The organism is Mesorhizobium sp. 2RAF21, assembly GCF_052115345.1.
In the GTDB taxonomy this organism is placed as follows: domain Bacteria; phylum Pseudomonadota; class Alphaproteobacteria; order Rhizobiales; family Rhizobiaceae; genus Mesorhizobium; species Mesorhizobium terrae.
The window spans coordinates 26,196-47,065 of sequence record NZ_JBFRGM010000001.1 but is presented as its reverse complement, the minus strand read 5'-3'; the positions used below and the strand labels follow the sequence as shown (position 1 = coordinate 47,065).

Genomic DNA, 20,870 nt, shown 5'->3' with positions numbered 1-20,870 from the left:
TTTCACGAAGGCTGACCCAAACCTAGATCCCGGCCGCGCTGCTCAATAGGCTCCGGGTCTGCGCTCGCTTTGCTCGCTTGCCCGGAATGACGGAGCGAGAACTTCGCGCCATGCCATCCACATGGCAATCGCGAACCTGCCCCGTCTCGTCACCTACGAAAGCTTGTCCAGCTTGCGCTGCATGGCGGCGATCTGTTCCTTCAGTTCCTGCAGATCGTCGGTCTTTTCGGCCGGCTCCGCCTTGGCGGGTTCGGCTCTGGCCGGCTCGGCGGCCGTGCTCGAGGCACCGCCCGTCGCAGCCCCGGGGAAGGGCGTGAACATGCGCATGGCGTTCTGGAACATTTCCATGTTGCGCCGTGTCTGTTCCTCCAGCGCCTTCATCGGCGTCGCCAACTTCATCATGTCCATCGGCGATTTGCCGAGCGACGATTTCATCTGTTCGCGGAAGCGCTCCTGCTCCTTGGAGAAGGCGAGCATCGACTGTTCGAGGAATGACGGCACGATCATCTGCATCTGGTCGCCATAGAAGGCGATGAGCTGGCGCAGGAACGGAATGGGCAGCATGTTCTGCCCGTCCTTGTTCTCCAGCTCGAAGATGATCTGGGTGAGAACCGGGTGGGTGATGTCGTCGCCGGTCTTGGCGTCCTGCACGGTGAAGTCCTCGCCCTTCTTCACCATTTCGGCGAGGTCCTCGAGCGTCACATAGGTGCTGGTGCCCGTGTTGTAGAGCCGGCGGTTGGCATATTTCTTGATGACCACCGGTTCGTTTTTCGCCGCCATACAGCATCCTCCCGCGGATACCGGCGGGCCCGTAAGCGGCCGGTAACGATTGCTCCCAAGTCGAGGATATGCGCAAAACCGTCATAATTCCAAGCGGTTTGTGCAGTGCGGAAGCTTAGCGGGTTCTTTCGGCGCTGCAATATGCTGCGCAGCATAACTTACGCAGCCGCCGGGTCGCCCAGTGGGTGCCGATTTCCAGTTTGACTCAAGGGCTGGAACCGGCAAGAAAAGTCGAACGCAAAGCTTGCAAACCGTTCAAATAGAAGTCTGGAGAACAATATGTCCGCTTCCAACGCCATCGTCGTCGCCAGTGCCGCGCGCACGGCCGTCGGCTCCTTCAACGGAGTTTTCGCCGCGACACCCGCCCATGATCTGGGCGCGGTGGTGATCCGCGAATTGCTGTCGCGGGCCGGCGTCGAGGCGGCGGAAGTCGACGAGGTGATCCTCGGCCAGGTGCTGACCGCGGCGCAGGGCCAGAACCCGGCGCGCCAGGCGTCGATCAATGCCGGCCTGCCGATCGAGACGACCGCCTGGGGCCTCAACCAGGTCTGCGGCTCGGGCCTGAGGGCGATCGCCATCGGCATGCAGCAGATCACCTCCGGCGACGCCAAGGTGATCGTGGCCGGCGGCCAGGAATCGATGTCGCTGTCGGCGCACGCCCAGCACCTGCGCGCCGGCGTGAAGATGGGCGACTACAAGATGATCGACACGATGATCAAGGACGGGCTGTGGGATGCCTTCAACGGCTATCACATGGGCATCACCGCCGAGAACGTCGCCAAGCAGTTCCAGATCACCCGCGACGACCAGGACGCTTTCGCGCTCGCCTCGCAGAACAAGGCCGAGGCCGCGCAGAAGGCCGGCCGGTTCAAGGACGAGATCGTCGCCTTCACCATCAAGGGTAAGAAGGGCGACACCATCGTCGACCAGGACGAATATATCCGCCACGGCGCAACGATGGACGCGATGACCAAGCTGAAGCCGGCCTTCGACAAGGACGGCACGGTGACCGCCGCCAACGCCTCCGGCATCAATGACGGCGCCGCCGGCGCGCTTTTGATGACGGAAGCCGAAGCCGTGCGCCGCGGCATCACCCCGCTCGTGCGCATCGCCTCCTGGGCGACCGCCGGCGTCGATCCGTCGGTGATGGGCACCGGCCCGATCCCGGCGTCGAAGCGCGCGCTGGAAAAGGCCGGCTGGAAAGTGTCGGACCTCGATCTGGTCGAGGCCAACGAGGCCTTCGCCGCGCAGGCCTGCGCGGTCAACAAGGGCCTCGGCTGGAACCCGGACATCGTCAACGTCAATGGCGGAGCGATCGCCATCGGCCACCCCATCGGCGCGTCGGGCGCGCGCATCTTCAACACGCTGGTCTACGAGATGCGGCGCCGGGGCGCCAAGAAGGGGCTCGCCACCCTATGCATCGGCGGCGGCATGGGCGTCGCCATGTGCGTCGAGGCACTTTGATCGAAAACAAGACGGGCGGCCAAGGAGCCGCCCATTTTGTCTGTGAAGGTTGTTTGTGAAGGCCCGGCATAAGGGTCGGTTTCAAAAGTCCGTCATACGGACCAGCCATTGAATGATGCAGCAAAAAGGGGAAACGCATGACAAAGGTCGCACTCGTCACCGGAGGCTCGCGCGGCATCGGCGCCGCGATCTCGATCGGCTTGAAGAATGCCGGCTACACCGTCGCGGCGAACTATGCCGGCAACGACGAGGCGGCGGCGAAGTTCACGGCTGAAACCGGGATCAAGACCTACAAATGGTCGGTGGCCGACTATGACGCCTGCGTCGCCGGCGTCAAACAGGTGGAGGCCGATCTCGGCGCGGTTTCGGTGCTCGTCAACAATGCCGGCATCACCCGCGACGCCATGTTCCACAAGATGACGCCGCAGCAGTGGAAAGAGGTGATCGACACCAATCTGTCCGGCGTCTTCAACATGTCGCATCCGCTGTGGAGCGGCATGCGCGACCGCAAGTTCGGCCGCATCATCACCATCTCCTCCATCAACGGCCAGAAGGGCCAGGCCGGCCAGGCCAACTATTCGGCCTCCAAGGCCGGCGACATCGGCTTCACCAAGGCGCTGGCCCAGGAGGGCGCGCGCGCCGGCATCACCGTCAACGTGATCTGCCCGGGCTACATCGCCACCGAAATGGTCAAGGCGATCGACGAGAAGGTGCTCAACGAGCGCATCATCCCGCAGATCCCGGTCGGGCGGCTCGGCGAGCCGGAGGAAATCGCGCGCTGCGTGGTTTTCCTGGCCTCCGAGGAAGCGGGCTTCATCACCGGCTCGACCATCTCGGCCAATGGCGGGCAGTATTTCAGCTGAGGGTAGAGCTTTACCTTCTCCCCTTACGGGAGAAGGTGCCTGAGCCTGGCGGCACAGCCGCCATGGCGAAGGCGGATGAGGGGTGCTGGAAGAAATGGGGCGCATCAAAACGAACGCCTCAGTTCAACTTGATCCCACATTTTGCAGAGATGCGCTCCGTCCAACACCCCTCATCCGACCTCGCCTTCGGCTCGGCCACCTTCTCCCTCAAGGGGAGAAGGAGACGCGCGCCACCGTCCCATCCCGGCACACAAAAGTTAACGGCTGACGGGAGGCTTAAGAACATTCGCCCGGCCAAGTTGTGAATCGTCGGTGGACAAGCTGTGCACAACACAAGATGTTGGGGTGAACAAACCGGGAAACTTTCGCCATCGCTGATTCGTCGCCGATTCGTTCCGGCTTTGAGCGGATTGTTAATGGAAATGGCTGTCGCGACCGCGAAATTGGTTAATTGCCGTTAAGAAAGACGTGCGATTTCAGGTGCTTGTTCCCTGTCTCCGGTTAGCCGGCATAGCGACGGGGCTCGCTTGCCGGCAAAAGTTAACGGCGATGTTCCGCGGCCGACATGCGAGGCGGTTAGCCGATTCAGCATGTGGTGCGATTGGCCGGTCACAGTCCCACATATAGCCGTGAACGAAACATGAATCATCACGAGTCAGTGATTCGTCGCCGATTCGTTCCAGACTCGTTCCGGACGTTAATGGCGCGGTGCAAAAACCGGCATGCCGAACCCGGCTGCGACGGTTTTGCGAACATTGTGCTTTCGCTTCGTCGCGTGAATGCCTATGTGTCGCCAGTCGCCGGGCTTGCCCGGTGCCGATCACGGGAAAAAGGTCCCTGCTTCCGGGCTGATGAACATCCATCCCAAATCGAATGAGCCGTTGATCCTGTCGGGCCGCGACGTCACGGCGGTGCTCGGCCCGACCAACACCGGCAAGACCCATCTCGCCATCGAGCGCATGGTGGCGCATGAGAGCGGCATCATCGGCCTGCCGCTGCGCCTTCTGGCGCGCGAGGTCTACACACGTCTCTGCGAGAAGATCGGCGCCCACAAGGTTGCGCTGGTCACCGGCGAGGAAAAGATCCAGCCGGCCGGGGCGAAATATTCCGTGCATACGGTCGAGGCGCTGCCGCGCGAGACCGACGCCGCCTTCGTCGCCATCGACGAGGTGCAGCTGGCTGGCGATCTCGAGCGTGGCCATATCTTCACCGACCGCATCCTCAATCTGCGCGGTCGGCAGGAGACGCTGCTTCTGGGTGCGGCCACCATGCACGGCATCCTGCAGAAGCTGCTCAGGGGCGTTTCGGTGGTGACCAGGCCGCGCCTGTCGCATCTCGCCTACGCCGGCTCGAAGAAGCTCACCCGCCTGCCGCGGCGCTCGGCCATCGTCGCCTTCTCGGCCGACGAGGTCTATGGCATCGCCGAGCTGATCCGCCGCCAGCAAGGCGGCGCCGCCGTCGTGCTCGGCGCGCTGTCGCCCCGCACCCGCAACGCCCAGGTGGCGCTCTACCAGTCAGGCGATGTCGACTATCTGATCGCCACCGACGCGATCGGCATGGGGCTCAACCTCGATGTCGACCACGTCGCCTTCGCCCAGAACCGCAAGTTCGACGGCTATCAGTACCGCAATCTCACCGCCGCTGAGCTCGGCCAGATCGCCGGCCGCGCCGGCCGCCATCTGCGCGACGGCACGTTCGGCGTCACCGGCCAGGTCGATCCGTTCGACGAAGACCTGGTGCAGAAGATCGAAGGCCATGACTTCGAGCCGGTGAAGGTGCTGCAATGGCGCACCGCCAGCTTCGACTACGCCAGCCTCGACGCGCTGAAGCGCTCGATCGAGACCAATGCGCCGGTGGAAGGCCTGACCCGCGCGCTGCCGGCGGTGGACGCGCAGGCGCTGGAATTTTTGTCCAAGGACGGCGAGATCCGCAGCCTGGCGACGGGCCGCGAGCGCGTGGCGCTTCTGTGGGAAGCCTGCGCGCTGCCGGACTACCGCAAGATCGCGCCGGCCCAGCATGCCGACCTCGTCGCTTCCATTTATATGGACCTCGCCAGGCGCGGCCATGTCGACGAAGCCTACATGGCCGAACAGGTGCGCCGCGCCGACACGACCGAGGGCGACATCGACACGCTTTCGCACCGCATCGCGCAGATCAGGACGTGGACTTTTGTATCCAACCGTCCAGGTTGGCTTGCCGATCCGACACACTGGCAAGAAAAGACACGTGAAATCGAGGACAGATTGTCGGACGCGTTACATGAGCGGTTGACGAAACGCTTCGTTGATCGCAGGACTTCCGTCCTCATGCGGCGCCTTAGAGAAAATACCATGCCTGAAGCCGAAATCAGCCCTACCGGAACCGTCCTCGTCGAGGGCCATCATGTCGGCGAATTGCAAGGGTTCCGCTTCACGGCGGACCAGGGCGCCGGCGGCGAAGACGCCAAGGCCGTGCGCGCGGCCGCGCAAAAGGCGCTGGCTTCCGAATTCGAAGCGCGCGCCGAACGCTTCGCCGCGTCCGGCAACAATGACATCGCACTTGGCTCCGACGGCGTGCTGCGCTGGATCGGTGCGCCGATCGGCACGCTGGTGGCCGGCGAGGACGCGCTGAAGCCGCGCCTGGTGCTTCTGGCCGACGAACAACTGACCGGCCCGGCCCGCGACAAGGTGGCGGCGCGCGCCGAGCGCTTCGTCAATTTCCAGATCGAGCAGTTCCTGAAGCCGCTGGTGGACCTCAAGAACGCCGAGCAGCTGACCGGTATCGCGCGCGGCATCGCCTTCCAGCTGGTCGAGCATTTCGGCCTTATCAACCGGCGCGACATCGCCGAGGAGATGCGCACGCTGGACCAGGAAGGCCGCGCGGCGCTGCGCCGGCTCGGCGTGCGCTTCGGCGCCTACCACGTGTTCGTGCCGTCGTTGATCAAGCCGGCACCCGCCGGCCTGGTGACGCTGTTGTGGGCACTGAAGAACGACGGCAAGGAAAAGCCGGGCTTCGGCGACGTCGTGCATGCGCTGGCTTCCGGCCGCACCTCCGTCGTCATCGACCAGGCGTTCGACAAGGCGTTCTACCGGCTTGCCGGCTACCGCAATCTCGGCCGCCGTGCGGTGCGCGTCGACATTCTGGAGCGGCTGGCCGACCTGATCCGGCCGGCGACCAACTGGAAGCCGGGCCTCGGTCCGCGTCCGGACGGCGCCTATGACGGCCAGGCCTTCATGGTGACGCCGCCGATGATGTCGATCCTCGGCGCCACCGCCGACGACATGGAAGAGATCCTCAAAGGTCTCGGCTATCGCGCCGAGCCGAAGCCGGCGGCCGAGGTGAAGGCGAAAACCGAAGCGCTCGACGCCGCCGTGCGCGAGGCAGCGGAAGCCAAGGCGGTGGCCGACGCGGCCGCGAAGGCGGCACGGCAGGCGGCCGATGCTGCCGCTGCGCAAGAGGCCGCGCCGAGCGCCGACGAAAGCACCGCCGAGGCGACGGACGAAGCAGCCGCCAGCGCGGAGCCGGCCGAACAGGTTTCCGAGCCGATCGCTTTGGCGGAAGAAACGGTCGACGCGCCGGATGCTGGCGACGAGGCTGTCGTGGAGACGGCCGAGCCAGTCGCTGAGGTTGCCGAGACAGCCGAGCCGGTCACCGATGAAGTCGAGTTGGCTGCGGAAACGGCCGAGCCGGCTGGCGAAGCCGAGAAAGCCGAGCCCGTCGTGGCGGAAGCTGCCGCGGCTGCTCCGGAAGCCGAAGAGAGCAAGGCCGACGCGACTGCCGCAGAAGCAGAGGAGCCGAAGCCGATTCTTCTGTGGCGGCAGGCGCGTTTCGAACACCGGCGCGACAACCGCCACCAGCGCGGCAATCGCGGCAACCAGCCGGGTGGCGAGCAGAACCGCCAGCCGGGCGGTCGCGAGGGCGCCGAGCAAGGCAATGGCCGCGAGCGCTTCTCCCGCGACCGCTCCAAGGAGCGCGCCAATGGCGATGGCGGCCGCCCGGGTCGTCCCGGCGGCAAGCCGCAGGGCGACCGCCAGGATCGGCGCGAGGGGCGCGGCGACTGGAAGGGCGGCAAACCCGACGGTCGCCGGCCGGAGGGCAAGGGCGGCAAGCCGGCTTTCCAGCCGAAGCCGCGCGAGGAGCGCCCGGTGCGCTTCGATCCCGATTCGCCATTCGCCAAGCTGGCCGCCTTGCGCGACCAGTTGAAGAAGTAGATGTCGCGGCCAGGCCTTTCGGCGCGCCGCCTCGGGTTTTGAACCGATGGCCGCCGAGGGTCGCCAGCGCATCGACAAGTGGCTGTTCTTCGCCCGCGCGGTGAAATCGCGCTCGCTGGCTGCGAAACTGGCGGTGGCGGGCCGCGTTCGCATCAACCGCGACAAAGCAACGCAGGCGTCCGATCTGGTCAAGATCGGCGACGTGCTGACCATCACGCTCGACGGCCGCATCCTGGTGTGGAAGGTGTTGGCACCCGGCATCCGCCGTGGCCCGGCGGAGGAGGCGCGCACGCTTTACGAGGACATGTCGCCGGCGCCAACGCCGAAGGCCGAGACTGTGCCCGACGCGATCGCGCCGCTGCGCGATGCGGGCAGCGGCCGGCCGACCAAGCGGGAACGGCGGCAAACCGATCGTCTCAGGGACGAAAACTGAGGACGCGCGTGCCGTCGCGCATCGTGCCGTGGAAAGCTATTCCGACCTGGGCCAATTCCTTGGCATGCGCCGGCCTTGCAAGCGCGCGGCAAAGACGTTACCTGACCGGCAACAATAGAAAAGAGAACGGGACCTTCCCGGAGCCGCCTGATGACCTACCTCGTCACCGATAATTGCATCAAATGCAAGTACATGGATTGCGTCGAGGTGTGTCCGGTCGACTGTTTCTACGAAGGCGAGAACATGCTCGTCATCCACCCGGATGAGTGCATCGACTGCGGCGTGTGCGAGCCGGAGTGCCCTGCCGACGCGATCAAGCCGGACACCGAGCCGGGGCTCGACAAGTGGCTGCAGATCAACACCGAATACGCCGAGAAGTGGCCTAACATCACCACCAAGAAGGACGCGCCGGCCGACGCCAAGCAGTTCGACGGCGAGACCGAGAAGTTCGAAAAGTACTTTTCAGCGGAGCCGGGCGGCGGCGATTGACGCCTTCCAGGCGCGGGGCTGCGACAACAGGATTGTGCTAACCACCTTGACATAGGTGGTTGCGTGTATCCTTCGCGCGTGCAGCAAAATCTTGATTCTTGCGGCTTTTTGTGTTACACGGAAAAAACATGCCGATGACACAACGTCGATTTATGGCGCAGACGCCCCTAATCATCGAAAGGTGAATTCCATATCCGGACCAGAGCACTCTGGGTCAGGCGGACGCAGTCTTGCGGCCGGCCGGCGCAGGACTTTTCCGGTGGGTTTCGCTTGTTGTGTGGCATTCCGGGCCGGATCTGATCCGGCGGCCCCAGTTCTGCCGGCAGAGACCTGCCGGCACCACAACAAGGAGTTCAGGGCGTAATGGCAACGACAACCCCGCAGAAGAAGTCCGTATCCGCAGCACGTCACGGTTTCAAGACCGGCGAGTTCATCGTCTATCCGGCGCACGGCGTCGGCCAGATCGTCTCGATCGACGAGCAGGAAGTGGCGGGCCACAAGCTGGAGCTGTTCGTCATTGATTTCCAGAAGGACAAGATGCGCCTGAAGGTGCCGGTCGCCAAGGCGACCTCGATCGGCATGCGCAAGCTTTCCGAAACCGACTATGTCGACCGCGCGCTGAAGGTGGTGCAGGGTCGTGCCCGCGTGAAGCGCACCATGTGGTCGCGCCGCGCCCAGGAATATGATGCGAAGATCAATTCCGGCGACCTGATCTCGATCTCGGAAGTGGTGCGCGATCTCTACCGCGCCGAAAACCAGCCGGAGCAGTCCTATTCCGAGCGCCAGCTTTATGAAGCCGCGCTCGACCGCATGGCCCGCGAGATCGCCGCCGTCAACCGCATGTCGGAAACCGAAGCCGTGCGCCTGATCGAGGTCAACCTCAACAAGGGCCCCAAGCGCGGCACCAAGGCCGACAATGAAGAGACCGAGCAGGAAGAAGCTGCCTGAATAGCTCCTTCCGATTGAGTTCACGAAAACCCGGCCGAAATGGCCGGGTTTTTTGTTTTGGAGGCAATCTCGACCTTCCCTTGTGGGGCTCGGCGGCGTGGCCGCTGAAGCGAAAGCGATCAGGGGTGCTGGACGGAGTTTGAGCGGTCGCGCTCCGTCCAGCACCCCTCATCCGCCCTCGCTTACGGCGGCTTCGCCGCCTGCTCAGGCACCTTCTCCCCCAAAAGGAGAAGGGGAGCGATGCGCCGTTCAATGCTTGCGCGACAATTGCCGGGTTGCGGTTTCGAGGCCGGCCAGCGTCAGCGGGTACATGCGGCCGCCGAAGATGTCGTGGATCATGCTGATGGAATGCGTGTAGCCCCAGTGCTGCTCGCGCGTCGGGTTGAGCCAGACCGCGTTCGGCCATTGGTGGAGCACGCGCTGCAGCCAAATCGTGCCGGCTTCCTTGTTCCAGTGCTCGACCGCGCCGCCGGGTGAGACGATCTCATAAGGGCTCATCGCGGCGTCGCCGACGAAGATCACCTTATAGTCGTGGCCATATTTGTGCAGCACGTCGAAGGTCGGGATCTTCTCGGTGTAGCGGCGGCGGTTGTCCTTCCAGACGTCCTCGTAAAGGCAGTTGTGGAAGTAGAAATATTCGAGCTGCCGGAACTCGGTTTTGGCTGCCGAAAACAGCTCCTCGACAACCTTGATGTGGTCGTCCATCGAGCCGCCGACATCGAAGAACATCAGGAGCTTGACCGCATTGCGCCGCTCGGGACGGGTCTGGACGTCGAGATAGCCATGCTCGGCGGTGGCATGGATGGTGCCCGGCAGGTCCAGTTCCTCCTCGGCGCCTTCGCGCACCCAGCGGCGCAGGCGTTTCAGCGCGACTTTGATGTTGCGGGTGCCGAGCTCGACGCTGTCGTCGAAGTTCCTGAACTCGCGCTTGTCCCAGACCTTCACCGCGCGGCGGTGGCGGCTTTCGTCCTGGCCGATGCGCACGCCCTCGGGATTGTAGCCATAGGCGCCGAAGGGTGAGGTGCCGGCGGTGCCGATCCATTTCGAGCCGCCCTGGTGGCGGCCCTTCTGTTCCTCCAGCCGCTGCTTCAGCGTCTCCATCAGCTTCTCAAAGCCGCCGAGCGCTTCGACCAGCTTCTTCTCCTCCTCGGTCAGCGTCTTTTCGGCCAGCCGGCGCAGCCAGTCTTCGGGGAGGGCGGCGACGTCGATGCCGCCTTCGCCCGAGATCGCCTCGACGCCCTTGAAATAATGCGAAAACACCTGGTCGAAGCGGTCGATGTGGCGCTCGTCCTTCACCAGTGTGGCGCGGGCGAGATAATAGAAGCCCTCGACATCGTAGCTGACGAGATCGGCTTCCAGGCTTTCCAGCAGAGTGAGGTATTCCCGCAGCGAGACGGGAACCTTGGCGGCCTTCAGTTCGAGGAAGAAGGGGATGAACATGCCGCCATTTTGCTTCGGCGGTGGCGGGGAGGCAAGGGCGGGAACTCGACCTTCTCCCCTTGCGGGAGAAGGTGGCTCGGCGCGCAGCGCCGAGACGGATGAGGGGTGTTGGAAGAAACGAGACGATCAAGGAATTGGCGCTATCTTGTGATCATTCCAAGTTCGGAAAGGTCGCGCTCTGGCCAACACCCCTCATCCGACCTCGCCTACGGCGGCTATGCCGCCGGGGCTCGGCCACCTTCTCCCGCAAGGGGAGAAGGGAAGAGGGTAGGAACGCCACACTCTTGGTAAAAATAAGATTCAGCCTTTTTTGGTAATTTCCCGTTAGCAATTGGAACTGATGGGGCCGCGGTATCGGCTTCCGTCTCCGGTTCTTGTTTTGCGTACGGGTTCTCATGCGTTTCACCACGGTGTCGGCTATCCTGCTTGCCTGCGCGGCGCTTGCCAGCTGCGCTTCCCGTTCGGGCATGGACGAGATCCTGGCGCCGGGGCCGTCGTCGGAGACGACCAGCTCGATCGCCCGGCCGAACAGCCCGGTGCCGACCGCCGATATCAAGTCCGAACTGCGCGCGGCGCCGGCGCCGCAAATGGCGATGGCGGCGCCCATGCAGGAGCCGTCATTCCCCGAGACGGAATCCTTTGCCGGTCCGCAGCCCAGCATGCCGGTCATGCCGATGCCTGCCGCGATGCCCACGGCGAAGCCCGCGATCATGACGCCGGCGGAAAAGCCGGTGATCCGCAAGGCGGCGATCGTGCGCGGCGAGGTTTTCGCCCGGCGCTTCCGCGACGCCAAGCCGATCAATTTCGGCCGCGCCACTTCGCCCAAGCAGCTCGCCGTGCACGGCGTCGATGTCTCGCGCTGGCAAGGCGACATCGACTGGGACAAGCTGCGCTCGCAGGGCGCCAACTTCGCCTATATCAAGGCCACCGACGGCGGCGACCACCTCGACCCGATGTTCAAGAAGAACTGGCGCGAGGCAAACGAGGCCGGCCTCAGGCGCGGCGCCTATCACTTCTTCTACTGGTGCCGCACTGCCGGCGAACAGGCCGACTGGTTCATCCGCAACGTGCCGAAGGTGGCCGGCGCGCTGCCGCCGGTCATCGATGTCGAATATAATGGCGAGTCCAGCTGCACGCGCCGCCCGTCGCGCGAAAAGGTGCTGGAGAAGATGAAGGTGTTCATGGACAAGCTGGAGCGCCACTACGGCCAGCGTCCGGTCATCTATACGGCGCCGGACTTCTACCGCGACAACCTCAAGGGCGAATTCCTGGACTATTCGTTCTGGCTGCGCGCGGTGGCACAGCATCCGGGCAAGGTCTATCCCGGCCGCAAATGGGTGTTCTGGCAGTACTCCGGTTCCGGCCTGTCGCACGGCGTCGCCGGCCGCATCGACCTCAACGCCTTCCACGGCTCGGAAGAAGACTGGCACGACTGGGTGGCCGACAAGTCGAGCTGATGCGCAAATTCAAAGTGTTGGAACGACCTTTGCGCGTCCGAATGGACGCGCGGCGCCCTAATATCCCGGCGGCCCCGGGCAGGTACCACCGGAAGGCCTGATTACAGCAGATCGTATTCGATGAAGCCGGTGCGCCGCGCGACACGGTCGTAGAGCTTGCGCGCGGTGGCGTTGGTCTCATGCGTCATCCAGTAGACATTGGTGACGCCGGCCGCCTTCGCCTCTTGCTTGACCGCGTCGATCAGCGCCGAACCCACGCCCTTGCCGCGGATGTCCGGGTCGGCGAACAAGTCCTGCAGATAGCAATTGTTGGCCTCCGCCCAGCAGGAGCGATGATACATGTAATGGGTCAGGCCGACGGGCTTGCTATCGAGAAGCGCGATGAAGCCGCGCGGCTCGTATTCGCCCGGCGTGAACAGCCGCTTCCAGGTGAGCTCAAAGGTCTCCGCCGGCAAAATGGTGTTGTAGAATTTGAGATAGGCGACCCACAACCGGCGCCATTCGGCATGGTCGGACTGTTCGAGAGGGCGGATGACGATGTCGGACATGGTGCGGTTCCCCTGAATTACGCCGATGTTCTAGCCCGGCACGCGCCGTCGGCGCGATGGCACAGGCGCGGGGTTTTTGTTGTTAGAGGCGCGTTTGCGCCGTGTTCGTCATTCCGGGCAAGCGAGCAAGGCGAGGGTAGATCTGGACCCATAAAGCGGTACGGCCGGGACCTGGGTTCGCGCAAACGTTAGTGACTCGAACGGTGCAGGGCGAGGACCGGGCCGGGCTCGACGATGTTGCGGCCAATGGGTTCCGGCTCTCGCTCCGCTCGGCCGGAATGACGGCGGCGTATGCTGGCGACATCGCAAAAATCGCAGATCGTGCCGGCAAACGGCATCGTGGCGCCGCGTTCGTCATTCCGGGCAAGCGAGCAAGGCGAGCGCAGACCCGGAACCCATTGAGCAGCACGGCCGGGACCTGGGTTCGCGTTGACGGGAATGAAGCGCACAGCACCGGTTCAGCCGCATGAACGGTTGAAGACGAGGATCGGGCCGGGCTCGACGATAGGGCGGCCAATGGGTTCCGGCTCTCGCTGCGCTCGGCCGGAATGACGGCGGCGTATTTGGCGACACCGCAAAAATTGCAAGGAGCGCCGGCCAGCGGCACCGTGCCTGGGATCGCTATCGCGGACCGCTTCTCACCCCTGCCGTCTGGCCATGAACGCCAGCCGCTCGAAAAGGTGAACATCCTGTTCGTTCTTCAAGAGCGCGCCGTGCAGCTTGGGTAGCGCGTTCTTGGGGTCGGCGCGCAGGTCTTCCGGCGAGACGTCGTCGGCGACCAGAAGGCGAATCCAGTCGAGCGCCTCCGAGGTCGAGGGTTTTTTCTTCAGGCCCGGCACTTCGCGGATCTCGTAGAACTGGGTGAGTGCTGCACGCACCAGGCTCTGCTTGATGCCGGGATAATGCACGTCGACGATGCGATGCAGCGTGTCGACGTCGGGGAAGCGGATGTAGTGGAAGAAGCAGCGGCGCAGGAAGGCGTCGGGCAATTCCTTCTCGTTGTTGGAGGTGATGATGACGATGGGGCGCACCGCGGCGCGGATCGTCTCGCCGGTCTCGTAGACAAAGAACTCCATGCGGTCGAGTTCCTGCAACAGGTCGTTGGGGAACTCGATGTCGGCCTTGTCGATCTCGTCGATCAGAAGCACGATCTTCTTGCCGGCGGCGAAGGCATCCCACAGCTTGCCGCGCTTGATGTAGTTGGCGATGTCGTTGAAGCGGGCATCGCCCAGCTGGCTGTCGCGCAGGCGCGAGACGGCATCGTATTCGTAGAGGCCCTGCTGCGCCTTGGTGGTGGACTTCACGTTCCATTCGATCAGCTCGAGGTCGAGGCCCGCCGCCACCTGGCGGGCAAGCTCGGTCTTGCCGGTGCCTGGCTCGCCCTTGACCAACAGCGGCCGCTCGAGCGCGATCGCCGCGTTGACCGCCACCATCAGGTCCTTGTCGGCGACATAGGCCGAGGTTCCTTCAAAACGCATCAAAAACTCCAGTTCCGTCGCGACGAGCCTAGAGGCGGGTTGCGGCAGGGGCAAGCGTCCGGTTTCGTCGCTTCTCCACAAGGGGAGCGGCTAATGTTCGATCGCCTCTGGCAAGGCGGTCGGCATCGCTCTATATTTGCCGGTGACGGTCTGCGCCTCGCGGCAGGAGAGACATTTCCCCGGGGCCTTATTGATCTCGAAGGGAGCTGTCCCTGACCGGACCCGTGGGTTCGGACATATGGCGCCCACCTACTTTGTAGGTTCCCGGGATCAACTTCTCCACCGGTCGCGTGGATCGTCACTCACCTCCCCGACCGGCAGGCAAAAGCTTGCGCATGACGATGGCGGCGCCGAAACGCATCTGCTGTTCGCCGATGCGGGTGAAGCCGCAGGCTTCGTAGAAGCTGAGCGCATCGGGATTGGCGAGAACGCGCAGCCATGTCGCGCCAGCGTCGATCGCGACCCGTTCCAGATGCGCCACGAGCAGCCTGCCGATTCCCTGCTTCCAGTTGTCCGGCTCGACGAAGAGGCCGTCGAGTTCGGCTTCGTCTTCCGATTGCGGCAGCATCACGCCAAATCCCACTATCCGCCCCTGCCGCTCCGCGACATAGACCAGTCCGGCCGCGATCTGTTCGGCCGGCAGCTCGATTGCATCGGGATGGGCAAGCAACTGTGCCTGATCGCTTGGCGAGGCCAGGGAAGCCCGGCGCTGCAGGTCTTCCAGCAACAAGCGTTCGGCGATGCCGGCCTGCCTGATGACGATTGGCAACGATTGCGAACGATCTGGCATGATGGCGGCTCTGGCGTTTGGTCGCGCGACCCTTCTATAAAGATCGCATGATGACGCAATCCAGAACCCTGAAGAAAGAACTGCGCAAGGAGGCGCTGGCCCGCCGCGACGCGCTCGACCCGTTCTGGCGCATCGAGGCCTCGCTGGAAATGGCCGAGACCGCGCGGGATCGGATTGCCTTCGAACCAGGCGCGATCGTCTCCGGCTTCTGGCCGATGCGCTCGGAGGTCGACGTGCGGCCGATGATGTTCGCACTGCGCGAGCACGGGGCAAGGCTGTGCCTGCCGGCGATCCTCGACAAGACCACCATCGTCTTTCGCGAACTGGTGCGCGGGGCGCCGATGGTTGACATGGGGTTCGGCACGGTCGGCCCGCACGAAGAGGCCGAGGTTCTCGACCCGGCGATCATGCTCATCCCGCTTGCCGCCTTCGACGCGCGCGGCCACCGCATCGGCTATGGCGCCGGCTATTACGACCGGGCGATCGCCAGGCTGCAGGACGCCGGCAAGGAACCCCGGCTGATCGGCATCGCCTTCAATTGCCAGGAGGTCGCAAAGGTGCCGGACGAAGCGCACGACGTGATCGTCCCGGAAATTTTGACCGAAAGCGGGTTGCGGCGGTTCGAAGCGCCGTAGGCTGAACAACGCTAGGGTTGGATCCCGCCGCGTGCTGGCCAGAGCCAACGAATGAGCATTCTCAAAGCGGTCATGGCAAGGGTCATGATCGCGAACACGCCGATCAAATGGACGGCGCTTTCCGTCTTGTCGGGCAAAATCAGGATCAGGGCAGCCGAGAGGAGAGCGGAGTCCAGCAGCAGGAACTCCACCCATGTGGTCGTGCTGCGTGTGGCGTCGTTGTCTCGGGTGAAATGCTGTCTCAGTCCAAGGCTGGCCAGAATGTACATCGGCCCAATCAGCGACTTCAGAAATACGGTCTTGGCGGGATCGCCGTTGAGATACGCGCCGAGCGCAAACAGAAGCCCGAGCGAAATTGGCTCGAAATAGGCAAGCAGAATTGCCTTCCTTGTCATCACTGACACCTCTCAGTGTGCGCGTGTCGCAAGTCTATCGCAGTTCCACAGTCGAGCAAGCACGGGTTGCTGTGGGATTGAGCCTGGTGTGCCGCGCCTCCACTTGCATGATTTCGCTACAGCCCTGTAGAAGCGTCTCATGAGACTTCTTTTCCTCGGCGACATGGTGGGCAAGACGGGCCGTACGGCGGTGTGGGAGCAGCTGCCCGGGCTGATCTCCGATTTCCGGCTGGATTTCGTCATCGTCAATGGCGAGAACGCCGCCGGCGGCTTCGGCATCACCGAAGAGATTTTCCGCGAGACGATCGCCGCAGGCGCCGACGTGGTGACCACCGGCAATCATGTCTGGGACCAGCGCGAGGCGCTTGCCTTCGCGCCGCGCGAGCAGCGGTTTCTCAGGCCCGCGAATTTTCCAAAGGGCACGCCAGGGCGCGGCTCCGGCGTCTATATCGCCAAGAACGGCGCGCGCGTGCTGGTCTCCAACATCATGGGCCGGGTGTTCATGCATCCCGAGCTCGACGATCCGTTCCAGGCGGGCGAGCGCGAGCTGGCCGCCTGTCCGCTCGGCGAACAGGCCGACGCGGTGGTGATCGATTTCCACGCCGAGGCGACGAGCGAAAAGATGTGCTTCGCGCATTTCGTCGACGGCCGCGCCTCGCTGGTGGTGGGCACGCACACGCACCAGCCAACGGGCGACCATCAGATCCTCAATGGCGGCACCGCCTACATGACCGACGCCGGCATGTGCGGCGACTACGATTCCTCGCTTGGCATGGACAAGGAGGAGCCGCTCAACCGGTTCCTCTCCAAAGTGCCGAAGGGCCGCTTCGAGGCGGCCAACGGACCGGCAACGCTGTGCGGCGTCGGTGTCGATATTTCGGACCGCACCGGCCTTGCCGAGCGCATTGCGCCGTTTCGCCGCGGACCGAGACTGGAAGAAACCGCGCCGTCCTTCTGGTCATGACATTGAAGACGGCGGCAGCCATACCTAACTGCCGCCGGACATGACACGCCTGCTTCAGATCGTTTGAGGGGAGAACGACCTCCATGCAGCTCATAGAGTTTCTTGCGCCGCATTTCGCCTTCGTCAATGACCCGACCGCCTGGGCGGCGCTGATCACGCTGGTCGTGCTCGAGATCGTGCTCGGCATCGACAATCTGATCTTCATCTCGATCCTGACCAACAAGCTGCCGGAAGCGCAGCGCGCGCAGGCGCGCCGGCTGGGCATCGGCGCGGCGCTGATCATGCGGCTTTTGCTGCTGGCGACGATCTCGATCATCGTGCAGCTGACGACGCCGGTCTTCACCGTCTTTGGTCAGGGCTTCTCATGGCGCGACCTCATCCTGATCGCCGGCGGCCTGTTCCTGGTGTGGAAGGCGACCAAGGAAATCCACCACACCGTCGATCCCGAGGACCATCAGGACACGATGATCGGCGGCACGCTGCAGATGAGCCTGGGCGCAGCGATCTTCCAGATCCTGCTGCTCGACCTGGTGTTCTCGATCGATTCCATCATCACCGCCGTCGGCATGACCGACGAGATCGCCATCATGTATATCGCGGTGATCGTCACTGTCGGCGTGATGCTGGTGGCGGCGACACCGCTGGCCAATTTCATCGCCAAGAACCCGACCATCGTCATGCTGGCGCTGGGCTTCCTGTTGATGATCGGCATGACGCTGATCGCCGACGGCATGGGCTACCATGTGCCCAAGGGCTACATCTATGCCGCCATGGGCTTCTCGGCGCTGGTCGAGGGTTTGAACATGCTGGCCCGGCGCAAGAAGAAGAGCGGGGGGAAGTAAAAGGGCGCTTCCTTCTCCCCTTGTGGGAGAAGGTGAGGCGCCTGGTCTTATGCTCCAGGCACGCCTTGCGGATGCCGGTCGACGATTAGGCCGATGGCGATGCCTTGCTCCAGCCATGCCTTGGCGCCGGCGAGAACCAGTGCGAAGCCGTCGGTGGAATCCAGCGCGCTTTTGACCTGTGCGTCGAGGCTGCCCTGGAAGCCCGAATTGCGGATGGCGACGAAGGTGGCGGCGCCGTCCAGCATCGGGGTGAAGGTCCATTCCACCGTAGTGGCGGGATCGCCCCAGCCGACGACGATCTTCTTGTCCTTCACCAGTTCCCTGACCTCGACCGGCGACTTGAAGGCGTACATGCGCCATTCCCATTCGACGGGACGGCCGGCATCGAGCCGGGCGCTGCCATGGGTGAACCAGAATTTCGACGTGACCGCCGGATCGACGAAGGCTTCGTAGACGGTCGCGACGGGTTTGCGGATCAGCATTCCGACCGAGGCGACGGGGGCTTCATGCAATTCCATCTCGCTGCTCCTTCAGGCCAGCATTTCGGTTGGGGTTCACGTGGCGTCACCACGCGTCCGGTTCGCGCACCATATGGACGATGTTGGCGGGGTTCATGACCCAGCCGCCGCGAAAGCCATCGCCGAGCGGTTCGATCGGATCGCAGCGCACCACGCCGGCATCGGCCAATTGGCGCAGCGCGCCGGTGGAATCGGGCGTGAACAGCTCCAGCCAGACCTCGGCCTGGCTCATCGTCGCGCCCTCGTCGATCCAGAGTTGGTTGGGGCCGAGCTTGAAGCCGACCGCCGGCGCTTTCTCTGTGATCGGCTCAAGGCCGACGGTGTCGCGGTAGAAGGCGATGGTCGTTTCATACTGGTGGCTCGGCACCTTCATGGCGATGTTGATGCCGCCTTCGAGTTTTACGGTCATGGGGTCTCCGTTCGATGTGGTTCAGATGTTGTCGGGATTGGCCGGCTCGCCCCTCATCTCGGAGCGGTAGTAGCCGTCGCGCAGATTGATGCCGTGTTCGACATAGGCCTTCATGCAGGCGAGCATCTGCGACCAGCCTTCGCAGTTGATGTAGGAGCGCTTGCGCCCGGTCTCGGTCTCGCGCCAGCCCTCCTCGGCGATGGTGACGAAGGTGCCGCCGTCGTCCAGGGGTTCGAAGTTCATCTCGATACGGGTCTTGTAAGCCGGCTTCTCGTCCGGCCCGCTGCCGTCCCAACGCAAAACGATCCGGCGCTCGGGCACCACTTCGTCGACCTCGACCGGGATTTCCCCCCACCAGGTGACGGTGGTGCCGGCGACCAGCGGCGCCGAGGCGCCGCGGACAGTGGTGAAATAGCCGCTCAGCTTGGTTGGATTGACGACGGCGTCGAACACTTCGGCCACGGGCCTGCCGATGCGGCCCGAAATCCTGAATGCGATGGACATGTCCACAGGCTCCTGCTTGAAATTTCACCCATTGTGTTATAAAAACATAACATGTCAAGTGAAGTCAAAGACGACCATGTTTTCAAGGCCTTGGCGCATCCGCGCCGCCGCATGATCCTGGACGAACTGAAGGACGGGCCCAAAACCACCGGCACCTTGTGCGAAATTCACGCCGACATGGACCGCTGCACGGTGATGATGCACCTGAAGGTGCTGGAAGACGCCGGCCTGGTGGTGGCGCGCCGCGAAGGGCGCGAACGCTGGAACCATCTCGACGCGCTGCCGATCAAGCGCATCCACGACCGCTGGATCAGCGAATACGCCACGCATGCGGTTTCGATCCTCGACCGGCTGAAGGCCGATCTCGGTTGAGATCGGCTCGATATCGGGGAACGTGGGAGCCGGTTCGCGCAAACGACGCGTGAAAATCAGGCCTACGGGGCGACGACGTCCGGGCCGTCGACATTGACGACCGTTTCGCCACGCCCGACGCGGACGAAAACGTAGTGAACGTCGTCACCGCCCTCGACAATCTGGCAGCGATGAACCGCGCGGCGCGGGAAATACGCGTAATCGCCCTTGCCGATCTCGAATGAGTCATCGCCGTTCTCGCCGAAATCCACGCGAATACGACCGGACAGCATGAACATCACGCTGTCGAACTCCTGATGGTGATGCCACTGGCTTGGTTCGGCGAGCGCGGTCACGTGGCACTGGCCGACCCAAAGGTCGCCGGCTTCCAACGCCTTTCGCCGGTTCTGGCCCGGCGTGATGGGACCATCGACCAGCTGGTCCGACTTTACATATCCAATCTTTTGAAAAAGGCCCTCGCTCATTGCCGTGTCTCCATGAAAGGTTCGCGATCTCGCGCCTGTCTTGAAAAGCGCGATCAGCAGGCTACGCTTGTCGAATGGAGACAACCGGCCATTTTCTGTCGCCAACAAGACAGGCCGAAATCCTGCCTTTCGAGACGGCGCCGCGATCGGTCGTGGGATATGCCCGCGACTATCCGTCGGGGCTTTCGACAGGCTTTCACAGCCATCCGCGCGCCCAGTTGCTGCATGCGGTGTCGGGCCTGATGCGCGTGGAAACGCGGGGTTCGAGTTATCTCGTTCCGCCGACCACGGCATTGTTCCTGCCGACGGATGTACCGCACGCCGTCAGCATGGATGGCCCCGTCGCCATGCGCGAACTTTTCCTCAGGGAAGACGCGGCAAGGCGGGTGGGAGACCAGCCGAAGGTCATAACCGTATCGGGCCTGCTGCGTGAGATCGTCATCGCTGTCTGCGCCGAGCCGATCGAATGGGAAACACAGGGCAGGGGTTATCATCTGGCGGAACTGATCCTCGACGAAATAGCCAGATCGACGCCGTTGCCGATGCGGTTGCCGCTGCCGCGCGATGCCCGTCTTCTTCGCGTGGTCTCAGGCCTTCGCGATCGTCCGGACGACAAAAGGAGTTTGGAACAATGGGGCGAGGTGGCGAATGCATCCAGCCGCACCCTGGCCAGGTTGTTCCGCGTGGAAACCGGCCTCAGTTTTCGTCAATGGCGGCAGCAGGCGCGTCTGACCGAGGCGCTGAGTGCCCTGACGATGGGCATGCAACCGACCAGGGCCGCCGCCATCGCCGGCTTCGATAGCGTTCCGGCCTTCGGATTGGCATTCCGGCAATTTTTCGGAATGACACCCGGGCAAGCCCGGCGTTTGCGGGACGGTTGATCCCTC

22 protein-coding genes and 1 other RNA gene are annotated in these 20,870 nt (G+C 63.6%); 13 read left to right on the top strand and 10 right to left on the bottom strand.

Going from position 1 to position 20,870, the window contains the following annotated elements; translation table 11 throughout:
* Positions 1 to 153 precede the first annotated feature (153 nt).
* Positions 154 to 780, bottom strand: coding sequence for a polyhydroxyalkanoate synthesis repressor PhaR (gene phaR, locus AB4136_RS00245; RefSeq protein ID WP_024922891.1), 627 nt, complete (start codon positions 778 to 780; stop codon positions 154 to 156).
* Positions 781 to 1,059: 279 nt separating this feature from the next.
* Here phaR and AB4136_RS00240 point away from each other — a divergent pair, with 279 nt between their 5' ends.
* From AB4136_RS00240 to AB4136_RS00215, 6 genes are all read left to right on the top strand, one after another.
* Positions 1,060 to 2,244, top strand: a complete 1,185-nt coding sequence (locus AB4136_RS00240; protein ID WP_137900884.1) for an acetyl-CoA C-acetyltransferase — start codon at positions 1,060 to 1,062, stop codon at positions 2,242 to 2,244.
* Between the two features lie 137 nt (positions 2,245 to 2,381).
* Positions 2,382 to 3,107, top strand: coding sequence for an acetoacetyl-CoA reductase (gene phbB / locus AB4136_RS00235; protein WP_024922889.1), 726 nt, complete (start codon positions 2,382 to 2,384; stop codon positions 3,105 to 3,107).
* Between the two features lie 851 nt (positions 3,108 to 3,958).
* The gene (locus AB4136_RS00230) at positions 3,959 to 7,297 is read left to right on the top strand and encodes a helicase-related protein (protein ID WP_024922888.1); all 3,339 of its coding nucleotides are present in this window, start codon (positions 3,959 to 3,961) and stop codon (positions 7,295 to 7,297) included.
* A 46-nt stretch (positions 7,298 to 7,343) separates the two neighbouring features.
* Positions 7,344 to 7,730: an RNA-binding S4 domain-containing protein gene (locus AB4136_RS00225; protein ID WP_024922887.1), complete on the top strand. Its 387-nt coding sequence runs from the start codon at positions 7,344 to 7,346 to the stop codon at positions 7,728 to 7,730.
* Positions 7,731 to 7,880: 150 nt separating this feature from the next.
* Complete coding sequence (fdxA, locus tag AB4136_RS00220; protein WP_024922886.1) at positions 7,881 to 8,219, top strand: ferredoxin FdxA; 339 nt, start codon at positions 7,881 to 7,883, stop codon at positions 8,217 to 8,219.
* A 363-nt stretch (positions 8,220 to 8,582) separates the two neighbouring features.
* Positions 8,583 to 9,167 carry a CarD family transcriptional regulator gene (locus AB4136_RS00215; protein WP_024922885.1) on the top strand — a complete coding sequence of 195 codons (585 nt, stop codon included), beginning with the start codon at positions 8,583 to 8,585 and terminating at the stop codon, positions 9,165 to 9,167.
* A gap of 249 nt (positions 9,168 to 9,416) precedes the next feature.
* Here the strand turns inward: AB4136_RS00215 and AB4136_RS00210 are convergent, their stop codons facing one another.
* Positions 9,417 to 10,607 carry a vWA domain-containing protein gene (locus tag AB4136_RS00210; RefSeq protein WP_024922884.1) on the bottom strand — a complete coding sequence of 397 codons (1,191 nt, stop codon included), beginning with the start codon at positions 10,605 to 10,607 and terminating at the stop codon, positions 9,417 to 9,419.
* A gap of 395 nt (positions 10,608 to 11,002) precedes the next feature.
* On the opposite strand from AB4136_RS00210, the gene AB4136_RS00205 reads away from it, so the two are divergent.
* Complete coding sequence (locus AB4136_RS00205) at positions 11,003 to 12,064, top strand: glycoside hydrolase family 25 protein (protein WP_024922883.1); 1,062 nt, start codon at positions 11,003 to 11,005, stop codon at positions 12,062 to 12,064.
* Positions 12,065 to 12,165: 101 nt separating this feature from the next.
* Here the strand turns inward: AB4136_RS00205 and AB4136_RS00200 are convergent, their stop codons facing one another.
* Positions 12,166 to 12,612 (bottom strand): GNAT family N-acetyltransferase, encoded by a 447-nt coding sequence (locus AB4136_RS00200; protein WP_024922882.1) that lies wholly within the window; start codon positions 12,610 to 12,612, stop codon positions 12,166 to 12,168.
* A 638-nt stretch (positions 12,613 to 13,250) separates the two neighbouring features.
* Positions 13,251 to 14,090 carry an AAA family ATPase gene (locus AB4136_RS00195; protein ID WP_024922881.1) on the bottom strand — a complete coding sequence of 280 codons (840 nt, stop codon included), beginning with the start codon at positions 14,088 to 14,090 and terminating at the stop codon, positions 13,251 to 13,253.
* Positions 14,091 to 14,234: 144 nt separating this feature from the next.
* On the opposite strand from AB4136_RS00195, the gene ssrS reads away from it, so the two are divergent.
* Positions 14,235 to 14,391: non-coding RNA, 6S RNA (ssrS, locus tag AB4136_RS00190), on the top strand.
* Here ssrS and AB4136_RS00185 read toward each other — a convergent pair.
* The gene (locus AB4136_RS00185; RefSeq protein WP_036254063.1) at positions 14,389 to 14,880 is read right to left on the bottom strand and encodes a GNAT family N-acetyltransferase; all 492 of its coding nucleotides are present in this window, start codon (positions 14,878 to 14,880) and stop codon (positions 14,389 to 14,391) included. The genes ssrS and AB4136_RS00185 overlap by 3 nt on opposite strands.
* Positions 14,881 to 14,930: 50 nt before the next feature.
* On the opposite strand from AB4136_RS00185, the gene AB4136_RS00180 reads away from it, so the two are divergent.
* Positions 14,931 to 15,515 carry a 5-formyltetrahydrofolate cyclo-ligase gene (locus AB4136_RS00180; protein WP_024922879.1) on the top strand — a complete coding sequence of 195 codons (585 nt, stop codon included), beginning with the start codon at positions 14,931 to 14,933 and terminating at the stop codon, positions 15,513 to 15,515.
* 11 nt (positions 15,516 to 15,526) lie between these two features.
* Here AB4136_RS00180 and AB4136_RS00175 read toward each other — a convergent pair whose 3' ends face one another.
* A complete protein-coding gene (locus AB4136_RS00175; RefSeq protein ID WP_024922878.1) occupies positions 15,527 to 15,910 on the bottom strand; it encodes a hypothetical protein in 384 nt (127 codons plus the stop codon).
* A 139-nt stretch (positions 15,911 to 16,049) separates the two neighbouring features.
* On the opposite strand from AB4136_RS00175, the gene AB4136_RS00170 reads away from it, so the two are divergent.
* Together AB4136_RS00170 and AB4136_RS00165 are read left to right on the top strand one after the other, a co-directional pair.
* A complete protein-coding gene (locus AB4136_RS00170; RefSeq protein WP_024922877.1) occupies positions 16,050 to 16,874 on the top strand; it encodes a TIGR00282 family metallophosphoesterase in 825 nt (274 codons plus the stop codon).
* A gap of 83 nt (positions 16,875 to 16,957) precedes the next feature.
* Entirely contained in the window at positions 16,958 to 17,716 is a 759-nt protein-coding gene (locus AB4136_RS00165; protein WP_024922876.1) for a TerC family protein, read from the top strand.
* A 47-nt stretch (positions 17,717 to 17,763) separates the two neighbouring features.
* Here the strand turns inward: AB4136_RS00165 and AB4136_RS00160 are convergent, their stop codons facing one another.
* From AB4136_RS00160 to AB4136_RS00150, 3 genes are read right to left on the bottom strand one after another with little or no spacing between them, the layout of a single operon-like run.
* Positions 17,764 to 18,234: an SRPBCC family protein gene (locus AB4136_RS00160; RefSeq protein ID WP_024922875.1), complete on the bottom strand. Its 471-nt coding sequence runs from the start codon at positions 18,232 to 18,234 to the stop codon at positions 17,764 to 17,766.
* Positions 18,235 to 18,280: 46 nt separating this feature from the next.
* Entirely contained in the window at positions 18,281 to 18,643 is a 363-nt protein-coding gene (locus AB4136_RS00155) for a glyoxalase/bleomycin resistance/dioxygenase family protein (protein ID WP_024922874.1), read from the bottom strand.
* A gap of 21 nt (positions 18,644 to 18,664) precedes the next feature.
* Positions 18,665 to 19,147, bottom strand: a complete 483-nt coding sequence (locus tag AB4136_RS00150; RefSeq protein ID WP_024922873.1) for an SRPBCC domain-containing protein — start codon at positions 19,145 to 19,147, stop codon at positions 18,665 to 18,667.
* 51 nt (positions 19,148 to 19,198) lie between these two features.
* Between AB4136_RS00150 and AB4136_RS00145 the strand changes: the two genes are divergently transcribed.
* Positions 19,199 to 19,519 carry a metalloregulator ArsR/SmtB family transcription factor gene (locus tag AB4136_RS00145; protein ID WP_137900885.1) on the top strand — a complete coding sequence of 107 codons (321 nt, stop codon included), beginning with the start codon at positions 19,199 to 19,201 and terminating at the stop codon, positions 19,517 to 19,519.
* Positions 19,520 to 19,581: 62 nt separating this feature from the next.
* On the opposite strand, the gene AB4136_RS00140 is transcribed toward AB4136_RS00145, so the two are convergent.
* Entirely contained in the window at positions 19,582 to 19,983 is a 402-nt protein-coding gene (locus tag AB4136_RS00140; protein WP_137900886.1) for a cupin domain-containing protein, read from the bottom strand.
* Between the two features lie 74 nt (positions 19,984 to 20,057).
* Here AB4136_RS00140 and AB4136_RS00135 point away from each other — a divergent pair, with 74 nt between their 5' ends.
* A complete protein-coding gene (locus tag AB4136_RS00135; RefSeq protein WP_137900887.1) occupies positions 20,058 to 20,864 on the top strand; it encodes an AraC family transcriptional regulator in 807 nt (268 codons plus the stop codon).
* The last annotated feature ends 6 nt before the right edge of the window (positions 20,865 to 20,870 follow it).

Bases quoted from the DNA above. Each gene is read 5' to 3' on its own strand.
- phaR (WP_024922891.1), bottom strand. From the start codon at position 780: ATGGCGGCGAAAAACGAACCGGTGGTCATCAAGAAATATGCCAACCGC.
- AB4136_RS00240 (WP_137900884.1), top strand. From the start codon at position 1,060: ATGTCCGCTTCCAACGCCATCGTCGTCGCCAGTGCCGCGCGCACGGCC.
- phbB (WP_024922889.1), top strand. From the start codon at position 2,382: ATGACAAAGGTCGCACTCGTCACCGGAGGCTCGCGCGGCATCGGCGCC.
- AB4136_RS00230 (WP_024922888.1), top strand. From the start codon at position 3,959: ATGAACATCCATCCCAAATCGAATGAGCCGTTGATCCTGTCGGGCCGC.
- AB4136_RS00225 (WP_024922887.1), top strand. From the start codon at position 7,344: ATGGCCGCCGAGGGTCGCCAGCGCATCGACAAGTGGCTGTTCTTCGCC.
- fdxA (WP_024922886.1), top strand. From the start codon at position 7,881: ATGACCTACCTCGTCACCGATAATTGCATCAAATGCAAGTACATGGAT.
- AB4136_RS00215 (WP_024922885.1), top strand. From the start codon at position 8,583: ATGGCAACGACAACCCCGCAGAAGAAGTCCGTATCCGCAGCACGTCAC.
- AB4136_RS00210 (WP_024922884.1), bottom strand. From the start codon at position 10,607: ATGTTCATCCCCTTCTTCCTCGAACTGAAGGCCGCCAAGGTTCCCGTC.
- AB4136_RS00205 (WP_024922883.1), top strand. From the start codon at position 11,003: ATGCGTTTCACCACGGTGTCGGCTATCCTGCTTGCCTGCGCGGCGCTT.
- AB4136_RS00200 (WP_024922882.1), bottom strand. From the start codon at position 12,612: ATGTCCGACATCGTCATCCGCCCTCTCGAACAGTCCGACCATGCCGAA.
- AB4136_RS00195 (WP_024922881.1), bottom strand. From the start codon at position 14,090: ATGCGTTTTGAAGGAACCTCGGCCTATGTCGCCGACAAGGACCTGATG.
- AB4136_RS00185 (WP_036254063.1), bottom strand. From the start codon at position 14,880: ATGCCAGATCGTTCGCAATCGTTGCCAATCGTCATCAGGCAGGCCGGC.
- AB4136_RS00180 (WP_024922879.1), top strand. From the start codon at position 14,931: ATGACGCAATCCAGAACCCTGAAGAAAGAACTGCGCAAGGAGGCGCTG.
- AB4136_RS00175 (WP_024922878.1), bottom strand. From the start codon at position 15,910: ATGACAAGGAAGGCAATTCTGCTTGCCTATTTCGAGCCAATTTCGCTC.
- AB4136_RS00170 (WP_024922877.1), top strand. From the start codon at position 16,050: ATGAGACTTCTTTTCCTCGGCGACATGGTGGGCAAGACGGGCCGTACG.
- AB4136_RS00165 (WP_024922876.1), top strand. From the start codon at position 16,958: ATGCAGCTCATAGAGTTTCTTGCGCCGCATTTCGCCTTCGTCAATGAC.
- AB4136_RS00160 (WP_024922875.1), bottom strand. From the start codon at position 18,234: ATGGAATTGCATGAAGCCCCCGTCGCCTCGGTCGGAATGCTGATCCGC.
- AB4136_RS00155 (WP_024922874.1), bottom strand. From the start codon at position 18,643: ATGACCGTAAAACTCGAAGGCGGCATCAACATCGCCATGAAGGTGCCG.
- AB4136_RS00150 (WP_024922873.1), bottom strand. From the start codon at position 19,147: ATGTCCATCGCATTCAGGATTTCGGGCCGCATCGGCAGGCCCGTGGCC.
- AB4136_RS00145 (WP_137900885.1), top strand. From the start codon at position 19,199: ATGTCAAGTGAAGTCAAAGACGACCATGTTTTCAAGGCCTTGGCGCAT.
- AB4136_RS00140 (WP_137900886.1), bottom strand. From the start codon at position 19,983: ATGAGCGAGGGCCTTTTTCAAAAGATTGGATATGTAAAGTCGGACCAG.
- AB4136_RS00135 (WP_137900887.1), top strand. From the start codon at position 20,058: ATGGAGACAACCGGCCATTTTCTGTCGCCAACAAGACAGGCCGAAATC.